We start from the raw sequence: 12,592 nt of genomic DNA, 5'->3' as shown, positions 1-12,592 counted from the left end.
TTAAAAATATCCTTCCTGCTTCTTTTGCTCCATGGAGCTGGAGCCGTCGTGGTCGATGAGCCGCCCTTGGCGCTCCGAGGAGCGGCTTTCGCGCATCTCCGTAATGATCTCTTCGAGACTGGCTGCATCGCTTTCGATGCCCCCCGTCAACGGATAGCAGCCGAGCGTACGGAAGCGCACCATCTTATGTTCGATCGATTCGCCGGGCGCGAGCTCCATGCGCGCGTCGTCGACCATGATGAGCGTGCCGCCGCGGCGCACGACCGGCCGCTCCTTGGCGAAATAGAGCGGAACGACGGGGATGTTCTCGCGCGCGACGTAATCCCAGATGTCCGCCTCGGTCCAATTCGACATTGGGAAGACGCGCAGACTCTCGCCGGGCGCCTTTCGCGTATTGTAGAGACGCCAGAATTCCGGGCGCTGATTCTTCGGGTCCCAGCGGTGCTGCGCGGTGCGAAAGGACAGCACGCGCTCCTTGGCGCGGGATTTTTCCTCGTCGCGACGCGCGCCCCCAAAAGCGGCGTCGAATTTATACTTGTCCAGCGCCTGCTTCAGCGCCTCGGTCTTCATGATCTCGGTGTGAAGCTTCGAGCCATGAACGAAGGGGCTGATGTTCATCTCAACCCCTCTGGGATTGATATATTCGATGAGTTCGAGGCCCAGCTCTTTCATGCGACGGTCGCGAAACTCGATCATCTCGCGAAATTTCCAGGTCGTATTGACATGGAGCAGCGGAAACGGCGGCTTGGATGGATAAAAGGCCTTCATGGCGACGTGCAGCATCGCCGCCGAATCCTTGCCTATCGAATAGAGCATCACCGGCCGTTCGCACTCAGCGACGGTCTCGCGCATGATATGGATGCTCTCGGCCTCGAGGCGATCGAGATGGCCGAGCGGACGTGTCGCAAGCGCCGTCATAGGCTCGCCTCTTGCGGCGCGCCGCGTCGCAACACGCCGTCGTCGCCGACATGAAGGCCGCATTCCTTCTTGTTGTCTTCTTCCCACCACCAGCGTCCGGCGCGTTCGTCCTCGCCGGGCAGCACCGCGCGCGTGCACGGCGCGCAGCCGATCGATAGAAATCCCTTGGCGTGGAGATCGTTGATCGGCACTGAAAACTCCTCGACCGCGGCGACGACCGCGTCGCGCGTGTAATCTGCGAGCGGATTGAGCTTGAGCACCCTGTGCGTCTCATCGAAGGCGATGAGCGGCGCCTCGGCGCGCGCCTGCGATTGGTCCGCTCGAAGCCCCGTCACCCAGCCGGAAACGCCCGCGAGCAGCCGCGACAGCGGTTCAACCTTGCGAACATGACAGCAGGCCTTGCGCGCGTCCACGGACTTATAAAAACCGTTGATCCCCTGCTCCTCGATGAGCGCTTCGAGCGGCGCGGCCTGCGGGTAAACCGCGCGAATGCGCCGCGCATAGCGCGCCTCGGTGCGCTCCCACAGCTCATAGGTTTCGGGAAAAAGCCGGCCGGTGTCGATCGTCGCGACGTCGATATCGAGGCCCTGCGTGAAGATCGAATGCGCGATGAGCTGATCCTCGACGCCGAAACTCGTGGTGAAGACGATCCGGCCGGGAATGAACTCGCGCACGAGCAGCAAACGATGATCGAGATCGAGCGGCGCCAGTCGCGGCGCCAGCGTTTCGGGGATCGAAGGCTTCATGACCGCATCGCCTTTCGGCGCGCTTCGAGGATCGAGCCGCGCCCGGCGTAGCCGCGCTGATAGCTCATTGAATAGGTGTTGAGCGCGGCGCGCCATTGTTCTTCGTCCTGGCGATCGGCGAGATCGTCTGGAATTTCGATCGTATCGAAGCCGCAGCCGATCGCGTGAGGATACTGGTCGGCGACGAGACGCCCGCTGGCGCGCAACTCGCCTTTAAACTCCGCCCGCCGCAACAGGCGCGCCAAAGAGAAGCCGCGGCCGTCAGCGAAAGCCGGGAAAGCGATCGAGACAAGGTCGAGCCGCGGCAAGGCCGCGATGAGCGCCGACGGTTCCGTCGTGTTCGGAACAATCACGCCAAATGTGGCCGTCGGCCCAAGGACCTCCACGGCATGTTCGAGTCGCGGCAATGACACGATGAACTTGCCGGTCTTCGGCAGCGCTTCCTCGTCGGCAAGCCGGCGCCATGTATCTTCAATGAAGCGGCCGTCAGATATCAGCGCCATCTTCGCCCTCCCGACGCAGAACGTCTTTGAAACGCGCATGGCCGATGCGGCGCCAGGTGTCGATGAAGGCTTCGCCCTCCTCGCGTTCGGCGAGATAGTAATCGACGAGATGTTCGACGACGTCGGGCACCTGCTCGGCGGTGACGCCAGGTCCCAGAATCTCGCCGATGGACGCGGAGAAGGTCGGGTCGCCGCCAAGCGTGATCTGATAGGATTCCTGGCCCTTCTTCTCCAGCCCGAGAATGCCGATCGCGCCGACGTGGTGATGGCCGCAGGCGTTGATGCAGCCTGAGATCTTGACGCCGAGCTTGCCGATGCGCCGCTGCCTGGACATGTCGGAAAAGCGCTTCGAGATCGCCTGCGCGATGGGAATCGAGCGGGCGGTGGCGAGCGAGCAATAGTCGAGACCGGGGCACGAGATGATGTCGGAGACGAGGCCGGCGTTCGCCGTCGCGAGCCCGGCGGCGTCGAGCATAGTCCACAGGGCGAAAAGATCATCCTGCTTCACATGCGGCAGGATGATGTTCTGCTCATGGCTGACCCGTAGTTCGCCAAAGCCGAAGCGCTCGCTGGCGTCGGCCAGCACCCGCATCTGATCGGACGTGGCGTCTCCGGGGACGCCGCCGATGGGCTTCAATGAAACGGTGACGATGGCGTAGCCGGGGATCTTATGCGCGCCGACATTGACGTCGACGAAATTGGCGAAAGCCGGCGTCTCCAATTTCGCGGCGCGCAGCAAGGCGGACGTCGCCGGCAGCGAGTCATAGGGCGGCGGCGCGAAAAAGGCGGCGATGCGCTCGAATTCCACGGAATCGTGGGCAAATGCCGAGCGGTCCATCGCCGCGAACTCGGCTTCGACCGCGGCGCGGATTTCGTCGATTCCCTTCTCGTGGACGAGAATTTTGACTCGCGCCTTGTATTTGTTGTCGCGCCTGCCGAAGCGGTTATAGACGCGCAGGATCGCCTCGAGAAAGGCGAGCAGATCCTCGCGCGGCACGAACTCGCCGACGACCTTGCCGATAAAGGGCGAACGGCCGAGTCCGCCGCCGACCACGACCTGATAGCCGATCTCGCCCTCATCGTTCTTCACGATGCGCAGGCCGATATCATGCACCAGAATCGCGGCGCGATCATGCGCGGCGCCCGTCACCGCGATCTTGAACTTGCGCGGCAGATAGGTGAATTCGGGATGGAAGCTCGACCACTGGCGCAGCAATTCGGCATAGGGCCTGGGATCGACCAGTTCGTCCGCCGCCGCGCCCGCGAAATGATCCGAACTGATGTTGCGGATGCAATTGCCGCTGGTCTGGATCGCATGCATTTCAACCGCCGCCAGGTCAGCGAGGATATCGGGCGCGTCCTCCAGCTTAATCCAGTTGTACTGGATGTTCTGGCGCGTGGTGAAATGGCCGTAACCGCGATCATACTTGTCCGCGATATCGGCCAACGCCTGCATCTGACGGCTGCTGAGCGTGCCATAGGGCACCGCCACGCGCAGCATATAGGCGTGCAGTTGCAGGTAGAGCCCGTTCATCAGCCTAAGCGGCTTGAACTGGTCCTCGCTCAACTTGCCTTCGAGGCGGCGGCGTGTCTGGTCGCGGAATTCGGCGACGCGGGCATCGACCATCGCCTGGTCATATTGGTCATAGAGATACATGTCAGCGCTCCGTTCGCGTCGAGCGAAGTCGAGAAGTGTCCGCGCGATGTGTCTCGACTACGCTCGACACGAACGGGAGGGGCGTAAGGTGCGCCATCAGATCACCCAGTTGCCGATATCGGGTTCGGCGGGTTTGAGAGTGAGGTCGGGGCGGACCGTTGGGCCAAGCGCGCGGATACGATCCTTGATGTGCGCCGGGCGCACACCGCGCTCGTCGCGGGCGGCCTCAATCGCATAGGGTGCGTTGACCCGGCGCGCCGCCTCTTCGCGTGCGGCGATGCTGTCGGCTTCGTCACCCACATCGACGGCATGGTCGACATGTACCGACCAGTCTGCGCCGGTCCACCATACGACCGCTCCGCTCTTGAGGTCGTTTCCGGTGAGCACGATCATTGTGCCGCCTCCATCGCAACCATAGCCAGCGCGCGATCCGTGCGCGCGGCAACCTCGCCGATCACGATCAGCGCGGGGCTCCGGACGTTTTCGGCTTCGACCAGATCGGGCAGGCCCGCCAGCATGCCGCGCAGCACCCGCATGTCGCGGCGCGTGGCGTTCTCGATCAGGGCGATCGGCATGTCGGGCGTCAGTCCGTCGGCCATCAACTTGTCGGCAATCTGCGGCGCGGTAGCCACGCCCATATAGATCACCAGGGTACGGCCCTTGCCTGCAAGACCCGCCCAATTCTGTTCGCTGAGGCCCTGACATTGCCCCGCGACGAAGCTGACGATCGAAGACGCCTCGCGGTGCGTCAGCGCGATCTGCGCTGCCGCCGCGGCGCCATTGGCGGCGCTGATGCCGGGCACAATCTCGACCCGGATGCCCGCGGCGCGCGCAGCCTCCGCCTCTTCGCCGCCACGCCCGAAGATCAACGGATCGCCGCCCTTAAGCCGCACCACGTCGCGCCCGGCACGCGCCTCGCGGACCAGCAACGCGTTGATTGCGTCTTGTGGCATGGTGTGCCGGGCGCGCCGCTTGGCGACCGAGATCAGTTCGGCATCGGGGTGCGCAAGCGCGAGGATTGCCGGATCGACCAGACCGTCATGAACGATGATCTGCGCGCGTTCGATCAGTCGCGCCGCGCGCAGCGTAAGCAGGTCGGGATCACCCGGACCTGCTCCGACGAGGTAGATGGTGCCGGTTTTTGCCATGATTTCCAGATGGGCGAAGCGGCGCTTTCGCAAAAGCGAGAATGGATTTGCGAATGGGTAGCAAAGCTATCGGCGGGGTGGTGCAGTGCGATCAAGCATCAGGTTTTACGCGAGGTTTTCTGGGAACTTTCCATCGCCGTGATCAGCCTGTCCAGCTGCTCGCTGCGGCGCAGATTGATGTCACGCTGCGGGAAGGGGACCACGACATCGTTTTCCTTGAACAGCTTCCAGACCCGCTTGAGCACTTCGGATCGCACACTGCCCAGTCCGTCTTCCGGATCGTCAATCCAGAACCGGATTTCGAAGTTGATCGCATTGTCGCCAAAGCCCATCATCAGAACAACCGGAGTCGGTTGCGTCAGAATGCGCGGATTGTCCTTTGCCGCCTCTGCCATCAGCCGCTCGGCCAGTTCCATATCGGTGCCATAGGCTACGCTGACCGGCACTTTGACCCGCACATCGCGCGAGCTGTAGGACCAGTTGACTACCTGATTGACCATCAGGTTCTCGTTGGGGATCAGATATTCGGTCTTGTCGCGGGTCACAACCGAGATGGCGCGTATGCCGATCCTGCGGATTTGGCCGAAACTCTCGTTACCCGCCTGATCGGTGACCGAAATCACGTCCCCCGGCTTGATCGACCGGTCCATCAGCAAGATCAGCCCAGCAATCAGATTGCCGAAGGTCTTTTGCAGACCGAAGCCGATTGCAAGGCCGAATGCGCCGGAGAAAACCGCGAATGCGGTCAGGTCGATACCCAGCAGGTCGATGCCAACAAAGAAGGCAAAGGCCCAGATCAGCATCGAGGTGATCTTGTGCGCCAGCACACGTTGGGTTTCGTCCAGGCGAGTGGCTCGCCGCAGCAGCGTGCCGCAGACCTTGCTCGACGACCAGGCCGCCAGGATAACGATCAGGATCAGGCTGATACCGACTGCGGCGTCCCACAACGACATGCGCGTGCTGCCAAGCGTGAAGGCAACCGAATCGAGCGTATCGATGATCGAGCCGACGGTTTGGCTCTTTGCGTGAGCGACATCCCTGAGGTTGTCCGCCGACCTGATCGTATCGTCTGGAGGAATTGGTGTCATGGCAATCCCATTGCGGCCAGTCCCTGTTCGAGGTCGGCGATCAGATCGTCGGGGTCTTCCAGGCCGATCGACAGACGCACTCCCGATCGCCAGCCATCGTCCACACCCTGCGGCGGCCATCGCATGGAAACGCGGATGCCCGAAGGGTCAAAGGGCAGGGCGAGGCTTTCGTATCCGCCCCAGCTGTAACCGATACCGAACAGCTCGAGATTGTCGACGAGGCGAGCGCTCGCGGCACGATCTTCGCCCCTGAGGACAATGCTGAACAGGCCGCAGCCTCCGGTGAAATCGCGCCGCCACAGCTTGTGACCACTATCACTCGGCAGCATCGGACACAGCACTTGCGCCACTTCGGGTCGGCCCTTCAGCCATTTGGCGATCTGAAGCGCGGACTTCGAGCTGCGCTCCAGCCTGATGCCCATGGTCCTGAGGCCCCTCAGCGCCAGAGCCGCATCGTCGGGCGAAACCACTTGCCCCAATTGGTGGCTGGTCTGGCGCAGGCGGCGATACAAGTGTTCGCCAGCAGAGGCCGAGCCCATCATCAGGTCCGAATGGCCGCCAACGTGCTTGCTGAGGCTCATCACCGCGATGTCGCAGCCATGCTCCAGCGCGGTAAAGCCAATCGGCGTAGCCCAGGTATTGTCGATGAGCGTGACCGCAACCTTGTCGCGGGCGATGGCCGCCAGAGCCGGGACATCGCAGACTTCCATCGTCAGGCTGCCCGGACTTTCGAGCCAGACCGCCTTGGTCTGCTCGGTGAACATCTCGCGGTAGGCATCGAGATCGAGCGGATCGAAGAAGCGATGTGTGATCCCCATGCGCGCGAGCAGGCCGCGGGCCATGTCGCGCGTCGGTTCGTAGGAATTGTCGCTGACCAGTAGTTCATCGCCGGGGCGCAAAACCGCGAGCAGTGCGCCCGCGATTGCCGCAACGCCGCTGGGATAGAGCATGGTGCCATGCGCACCGGGTTCGATCTCGGTCAACGCTTCGGCCAACGCCCATTGCGTGGGCGCACCGCGCCGTCCGTAGAAAAACTGGCCGTCGCGATCTTTGCCCTGCGCCGCCTTACGCTCGGCTTCGCTGGCATAGAGATGCGTGCTGGCGCGCCATACCGGAGGATTGACCACAGCACCGGTCCATTCGGGCCTGCGCCCGCCCTTGACGAGCCGCGTCGCTGGCGCCTGGCCCTTGTCGTGCCTGTCGCTCATTTCGGCGCCGTGACCGATTTGGGCGTGGCCGGGTCGCCACCCCAGTCGAGCCAGCTGCCGTCGTAAAGCGCGGTATCGTCCCTCCCGACAAGATGGAGCGCGAACAGCAGCACGCACGCGGTGACCCCGCTGCCGCAGCTGGTCACGATCGGGCGATCGGAGTCAATCCCGGCGGCATCAAGCGCCGCGCGCAACTCGTCGAGCGGTTTATAGGTGCAATCCTCACGAAACAGCGTGGCGAAGGGCAGGTTGCAGGCACCGGGGATATGCCCTCCGGGCAGGTTGTGCACGGTATCGACAACGGTGCCCGAAAAGCGCCCGTTGTCGCGCGCGTCAAGCACCTGCTCGCTGCCGTGTGCGATATTGGCGAGGATGTCCGCCTTGTAGCGGATGCGCGATGGGCTGGGGAGCGGCATTGGCTCGACCCGCTCGATCTGCGACGGCCCGATTTCGAGCGAGCGCCCTTCGGCCTTCCATTTGGCAAGTCCGCCGTCGAGGATGGCGACGCTATCGATTCCGTGCGCGCGGCACAGGAACCATGCGCGCGCCGCGGTTTTCACCACTGAATCATCGTAAAAGACCATGCGCACGCCGGGGCCGATACCCAGCAGCGCCAGTTCATGCGCCAGCTGTTCGGGGCGGGGGAGGGCCTGCGGGACACAGGATGTGGAATCGATCAATCGGGCGAGCGCAAGGAAGCGTGCACCGGGAATATGTCCCGCGAGAAACTCGGCATGGGCATCGCGCCCGGCGGCGGGCAGGTGCGCCGAGGCATCGATCACCACCAACCCCGGCTCGCCCAGCCGCGCGGCGAGCCAATCTGTGCTGACGAGGCTTTCCATACGCTTATGCTAGCCGCGACGTCCTCGCCCGTCGAGGGGCTTGGCTGACGATCAGGCCAATGCGCGTGCCCGCACGTCGGGATAGCCCCCGGGCGGAGTATGCAATGGCACCGGCCGGAGGCGGCCTGTCGCACTCCCGTTCGCCAACCCGATCACATGCGTCTGCATCCTGCTTTCGATCGAAGGCCCCTCCACCCTGATTCGCAACAGCGGCACGCAGGCGATCGCTTCGCCCCGGCGGAAGGCAGCAAGCTCGCGAACCGGCAATTGCAGGTTCAAACGCGTGACCAGCGATTGGTGCGGGGCGATCCGCTCTATCGTGGCGCTCAGAGGCAGCACCGTGTCTTCAAGCGCCAGCTGCCGATCGACGGGCAGGGTGCGATGCGCGCTGGTGATATCGGCATGGATGGAAAGGTTGCGCAGCGCCCGGGCCGAGCGATTGGCGATTGAAAGCTCGCAGGTCAGAGACAGCATCATCAGGCTGCGGCTGAGCCCGGTAATCTCGACCGCAAGCTCAACTGCCTGACCAAGGTTTGCATCATTATTGGCAATGGCGCGCGAATTCACCAGCGGAGGCTCGATAGTCGGCACCTGCTTCGCAATCCGCCTGCTCCGCAGGACCAGAGCGGCCAGCACAAGCCCGAGCAGCAATGCCAACCCGCCCGCCAGCGCCCATTGCCACGCTGGAATTATCGCCCAGCGATCGGCCGGACCGGAAGTCACATTCGTTGAAGGAAGCGACGAGGGGAGGGCATTCGCTTGTTCGGCATCGGAGCGTGCTCCAGCGTCCGGCGCTGCAAGGGACTCTGACAACGGCGATTCAATGGCAGGCTCAGGACGCGACGTTGCCTCAGAAGGCGCAGGTGCGGCCTGCGCGGTGCCCGGCCTGCGCGCCTCGCGATTCGTGCGGACATCACCGCCGCTTTGCGTGATTGGTGTGGTTAAAGCAGAGGCCGAAGCAGGGGCCGTGGCTGGAGCCGCCTCGGACGCACCATCGCTCGCAGGTTCCTGCGTGCGCCGTTCAACGGGGATCGTGCGGGGCGCGACGGGAACCACTCCGCTGTCATCGACCGGCCCTTGTGCGGGCTCGGCCGGCGGGGGCGGCAGTGTGAAATCGCGCGGCGATTGCTGCGCGGCTACAGGCAACGCCAGCAGGGCAGCAGCGGACAGAATCAAGGCGAGGTTCGCACGCATTGGCCCCTTCTCATACCGGCGCAGGATGGAGCAGCGCTGAACGGACGCCAGCCATCGATTGTCTTGCATCGAGTGCCGGTTCGCGGCAACAGCGCGGCATGACAGAAAAACCCCGGACCTTGCACCTCGGCAAGGACGCGCCGCTGCCAGCCTCGCCTGAAGCCGCGCGGCTCGACTATGTACCCAATCCGCGAGGGGGTGCGCTCTACCTCGTGCGCTTTGCTGCGCCCGAATTCACCTCGCTGTGCCCGGTGACGGGGCAGCCCGATTTCGCACACTTGGTGATCGATTATGCGCCCGGCGAAACCATCGTCGAATCGAAGAGCCTCAAGCTCTTCCTCGCCAGCTTTCGCAACCATGCCGGTTTTCACGAGGATGTGACCGTCGGCATCGGTGAGCGGCTAGCGGACGAGATGAAGCCGCTATGGCTTCGCATCGGCGGTTACTGGTATCCGCGCGGGGGGATCCCCATCGATGTATTCTGGCAGACCAACCCCGCGCCGGAGGGGCTGTGGGTGCCCGATCAGGGCGTCGCCCCCTATCGCGGCCGGGGGTAGGTTCAACACCCGCCAATTTAAGTATTTGTGCGGATAAGAGCGGACTGGCTGCTGCCAGAAATGTGTCCAAGTTGTCATTGAGTTGTTACACTACTGGAATCCGGCAGAAATTTCTGCCAAAGGGAAGCTGGGTTTCAATTGCCCAGGCATGATCGCGACGCTTCACCAGGTTATCGTTAAATTGCATTTAGCATGGGACGAAGCGTTCCCTTTTCTTTTGACACGCTAACACCGCAAACATATGGCAAGAGTGTTAGGGGGGTCGCGGAGAGGGAAGCCATATTGAATCGAAATCTACCAGGTAGGATGCAACATGAAATGTATTCGTGTCGCAATTGTAGGCATTGGCAATTGCGCCAGTTCCCTTGTGCAGGGGATCGGCTATTATCGCCAAAACGCATCGCGTGAAGGCCTTATTCATTCAAGAATCGGCGGATACGGGGTGGAAAGCCTCGAAGTCGTAGCCGCATTCGATGTCGATGAGAGAAAAGTCGGACTTGAATTGGGGGAAGCGATATTTTCTGCCCCCAACAACACGTTCGTTTTTCACCGGGATATTCCGGCCAACGGGGTGAAAGTCCGCATGGGGCGCGTGCTTGACGGCATTGCTCCGCATATGCTTTCGGCTGGGGAGCGCGGCTTTCGGCTGGCTGACCAGACTGAGCCATCGCAAGAAGAAGTTGTCGCAGCGCTAAAGCAGGCGCGGGCCGAGATACTGGTCAATTTCCTGCCCGTCGGTTCGCAGGAAGCGACCGAATTCTACGCGGCGTGCGCCCTTGAGGCGGGCGTTGCCATGGTCAATTGCATTCCGGTCTTTCTCGCCAGCGACCCTGCATGGGCCGAGCGCTTCCGTGTTCGGGGGTTGCCGATCGTTGGTGACGACATCAAGGCGCAGGTTGGCGCCACGATCGTGCACCGGACCCTGTCGGAATTGTTCGCGGCTCGTGGGGTCACTGTCCACCGGACGTACCAACTCAACACGGGCGGCAATACCGATTTCATGAACATGCTCGATCGGTCGCGCCTCGAGAGCAAGAAGGAATCGAAGACCGAAGCTGTTCAGGCGGCGTTGGCGCAGCGTCTTGCGGACGAGAATATCCTGATCGGCCCTGCCGAGTATGTGCCTTGGCAGAACGACAACAAATTGTGTTTCCTGCGGATCGAGGGAGAACATTGGGGGGGCTCGCCGGTGAATATCGAGCTTCGCCTTGCTGTTGAGGACAGCCCCAATTCCGCCGCATGCGTTGCGGATGCAATCCGTTTCGCCAAACTGGCACTGGATCAAGGTGAAGGCGGGCCGTTGGTGGTGCCTTCCGCTTATTATTGCAAGCATCCGCCGCAGCAGATGGAAGAAAACTTCGCGCGTCAGTTGCTGGCCGAACAGGCGGCAGCACTCGCGATCGCTGTAGCATAACCCGGTCAAGGGCGGGTCAGACCATGGATAGCGTGATTATCGCTGCCGGCTTGGGCAGCAGACTGCAATCGTTAAGCGATTCGAAGCCGTTGGCGAAGGTCTGCGGCCTTTCACTGCTCGAAATCGCGGTGCGGCAACTTGCGCAGGCGGGTGTTCGCAGGGTTGTGGTCGTGACCGGCTACAAGGCGGCGGACGTTGAGGCGACCCTGCCGGAAATCGGCAAGGCGGCGGGCCTGCCCATCGAAGCCGTCAGGATTGACAACTGGACCCTGCCCAACGGCCTGTCGGTAGTTGCGGGGGCAGCCCGGACCAGTGGCAAATATCTCCTGGTGATGGCGGACCATCTGATTTCTTTGCCAATCTTGCGGAATCTGGCTGCGGCCGATGTGCCTGATCGCGGGGTTAAGCTGGCGATAGATCGCCGACTGGACGGCCCGCTGATCGATCCTGATGACGCAACTTTTGTGCAGACTGACGGAAATGGCCGCATCACAAAGATCGGAAAACGGATTGACGGGGCCGATGCGGTCGATTGTGGGGCCTTCCTGGCGACGCCCGGACTCGCCGAAGGGATCGAAGCTGCGATCGCCGAGGGTCGCCCCGGAAGTCTTTCGGAGGGCATGCAATGGCTGGCCGATCGCGGACGCGCCGCCACGCTCGACATCGGACAGGAATGGTGGATCGATGTCGATGACCCTGCCATGCATGCGCTGGCAGAGGAGGCTTTGCCCCGCCGAATGCCGCATCTTTTGGCACCTGTATGATGTCTGATCGCCCGTTTCTGCTCGACGTCACGCGGTCGATCGCGACTGGCTGGACCGGTCGGCATTCTACCGGCATCGACCGCGTTTGCGACGCCTATCTTGCACATTATGGCGAGCGTTCACATGCCGTGATTCAGCATCGCGGGATTGTCAGGGTTCTTGGTGAAGCACTTTCAGATTCGTTGTTTGCCTTGCTTGCAGACCGTCGTGCGGGCTTCCGCGCACGATTGACGCGCATGATGCCCGCCATTCTTGCCGCGAAATCGGCTGGCGTTCATTGCGCTGGCAAGGTCTATCTCAATGTCGGCCATACCGACTTCGACCTTGCCAGCCATCATCGCTGGATTCGGCGGCTTGACCTGAAGGCGGTCTATCTCGTTCATGACCTGATCCCGATCGAAGATGCCGAATTTTGCACGCCTCATGCAGTGCGTCGCCACACAGGACGGGTGGTCAACGCGCTGAGCGGCGCGGCCGGAATCATCGTCAATTCACGCGCGACGGCTGCGAGTCTTCAACTCTTTGCCAAGGCAAACGGGTTGCCGTTGCCGCC

Annotated in this window: 13 protein-coding genes and 1 pseudogene; 4 read left to right on the top strand and 10 right to left on the bottom strand. The window is 62.4% G+C overall.

Going from position 1 to position 12,592, the window contains the following annotated elements; translation table 11 throughout:
* The 10 genes from cysD to ACR65W_RS12350 form a co-directional block, all read right to left on the bottom strand.
* Positions 1–918, bottom strand: a complete 918-nt coding sequence (gene cysD, locus ACR65W_RS12395; protein WP_196401984.1) for a sulfate adenylyltransferase subunit CysD — start codon at positions 916–918, stop codon at positions 1–3.
* Complete coding sequence (locus ACR65W_RS12390) at positions 915–1,664, bottom strand: phosphoadenylyl-sulfate reductase (RefSeq protein ID WP_434489660.1); 750 nt, start codon at positions 1,662–1,664, stop codon at positions 915–917. Before ACR65W_RS12390 ends, cysD begins: the two co-directional genes overlap by 4 nt.
* Positions 1,661–2,167, bottom strand: coding sequence for a DUF934 domain-containing protein (locus tag ACR65W_RS12385; protein ID WP_434500034.1), 507 nt, complete (start codon positions 2,165–2,167; stop codon positions 1,661–1,663). Before ACR65W_RS12385 ends, ACR65W_RS12390 begins: the two co-directional genes overlap by 4 nt.
* Positions 2,151–3,824 carry a nitrite/sulfite reductase gene (locus ACR65W_RS12380; protein ID WP_434502708.1) on the bottom strand — a complete coding sequence of 558 codons (1,674 nt, stop codon included), beginning with the start codon at positions 3,822–3,824 and terminating at the stop codon, positions 2,151–2,153. The genes ACR65W_RS12385 and ACR65W_RS12380 overlap by 17 nt, the downstream gene beginning before the upstream one ends.
* Positions 3,825–3,920: 96 nt before the next feature.
* Entirely contained in the window at positions 3,921–4,217 is a 297-nt protein-coding gene (locus ACR65W_RS12375; protein ID WP_434502706.1) for a DUF2849 domain-containing protein, read from the bottom strand.
* Entirely contained in the window at positions 4,214–4,972 is a 759-nt protein-coding gene (gene cobA / locus ACR65W_RS12370) for a uroporphyrinogen-III C-methyltransferase (protein ID WP_434502704.1), read from the bottom strand. The genes ACR65W_RS12375 and cobA overlap by 4 nt, the downstream gene beginning before the upstream one ends.
* 98 nt (positions 4,973–5,070) lie before the next feature.
* A complete protein-coding gene (locus tag ACR65W_RS12365; protein WP_434502702.1) occupies positions 5,071–6,060 on the bottom strand; it encodes a mechanosensitive ion channel family protein in 990 nt (329 codons plus the stop codon).
* Positions 6,057–7,268, bottom strand: a complete 1,212-nt coding sequence (gene metC, locus ACR65W_RS12360) for a cystathionine beta-lyase (protein ID WP_434502700.1) — start codon at positions 7,266–7,268, stop codon at positions 6,057–6,059. Before metC ends, ACR65W_RS12365 begins: the two co-directional genes overlap by 4 nt.
* Positions 7,265–8,110, bottom strand: a complete 846-nt coding sequence (locus tag ACR65W_RS12355; RefSeq protein ID WP_434502698.1) for a sulfurtransferase — start codon at positions 8,108–8,110, stop codon at positions 7,265–7,267. Before ACR65W_RS12355 ends, metC begins: the two co-directional genes overlap by 4 nt.
* Positions 8,111–8,161: 51 nt before the next feature.
* On the bottom strand, positions 8,162–9,373 hold the full coding sequence (locus tag ACR65W_RS12350; protein ID WP_434502696.1) for a hypothetical protein: 1,212 nt from the start codon (positions 9,371–9,373) through the stop codon (positions 8,162–8,164).
* Positions 9,374–9,402: 29 nt separating this feature from the next.
* Between ACR65W_RS12350 and queF the strand changes: the two genes are divergently transcribed.
* The 4 genes and pseudogenes from queF to ACR65W_RS12330 form a co-directional block, all read left to right on the top strand.
* Positions 9,403–9,861, top strand: coding sequence for a preQ(1) synthase (gene queF / locus ACR65W_RS12345; RefSeq protein ID WP_434502694.1), 459 nt, complete (start codon positions 9,403–9,405; stop codon positions 9,859–9,861).
* Positions 9,862–10,174: 313 nt separating this feature from the next.
* A complete protein-coding gene (locus tag ACR65W_RS12340; RefSeq protein ID WP_434502692.1) occupies positions 10,175–11,275 on the top strand; it encodes an inositol-3-phosphate synthase in 1,101 nt (366 codons plus the stop codon).
* A gap of 23 nt (positions 11,276–11,298) precedes the next feature.
* Positions 11,299–12,039 carry an NTP transferase domain-containing protein gene (locus ACR65W_RS12335; protein ID WP_434502690.1) on the top strand — a complete coding sequence of 247 codons (741 nt, stop codon included), beginning with the start codon at positions 11,299–11,301 and terminating at the stop codon, positions 12,037–12,039.
* Positions 12,036–12,592: pseudogene (locus ACR65W_RS12330) on the top strand (hypothetical protein); the annotation flags it as partial. The gene ACR65W_RS12335 and the pseudogene ACR65W_RS12330, both read left to right, overlap by 4 nt.

The sequence above is a fragment of the Methylocystis sp. genome (genome assembly GCF_051062815.1).
GTDB lineage: Bacteria > Pseudomonadota > Alphaproteobacteria > Rhizobiales > Beijerinckiaceae > Methylocystis.
Note: the sequence above shows the minus strand (reverse complement) of the source record. Positions and strands in the feature narration are given on the sequence as shown.

Coding starts and splice junctions, on each gene's coding strand:
- ACR65W_RS12365 (WP_434502702.1), bottom strand. CDS start 6,060: ATGACACCAATTCCTCCAGACGATACGATCAGGTCGGCGGACAACCTC.
- ACR65W_RS12350 (WP_434502696.1), bottom strand. CDS start 9,373: ATGCAAGACAATCGATGGCTGGCGTCCGTTCAGCGCTGCTCCATCCTG.
- cysD (WP_196401984.1), bottom strand. CDS start 918: ATGACGGCGCTTGCGACACGTCCGCTCGGCCATCTCGATCGCCTCGAG.
- ACR65W_RS12375 (WP_434502706.1), bottom strand. CDS start 4,217: ATGATCGTGCTCACCGGAAACGACCTCAAGAGCGGAGCGGTCGTATGG.
- ACR65W_RS12335 (WP_434502690.1), top strand. CDS start 11,299: ATGGATAGCGTGATTATCGCTGCCGGCTTGGGCAGCAGACTGCAATCG.
- ACR65W_RS12380 (WP_434502708.1), bottom strand. CDS start 3,824: ATGTATCTCTATGACCAATATGACCAGGCGATGGTCGATGCCCGCGTC.
- ACR65W_RS12355 (WP_434502698.1), bottom strand. CDS start 8,110: ATGGAAAGCCTCGTCAGCACAGATTGGCTCGCCGCGCGGCTGGGCGAG.
- cobA (WP_434502704.1), bottom strand. CDS start 4,972: ATGGCAAAAACCGGCACCATCTACCTCGTCGGAGCAGGTCCGGGTGAT.
- metC (WP_434502700.1), bottom strand. CDS start 7,268: ATGAGCGACAGGCACGACAAGGGCCAGGCGCCAGCGACGCGGCTCGTC.
- ACR65W_RS12385 (WP_434500034.1), bottom strand. CDS start 2,167: ATGGCGCTGATATCTGACGGCCGCTTCATTGAAGATACATGGCGCCGG.
- ACR65W_RS12340 (WP_434502692.1), top strand. CDS start 10,175: ATGAAATGTATTCGTGTCGCAATTGTAGGCATTGGCAATTGCGCCAGT.
- queF (WP_434502694.1), top strand. CDS start 9,403: ATGACAGAAAAACCCCGGACCTTGCACCTCGGCAAGGACGCGCCGCTG.
- ACR65W_RS12390 (WP_434489660.1), bottom strand. CDS start 1,664: ATGAAGCCTTCGATCCCCGAAACGCTGGCGCCGCGACTGGCGCCGCTC.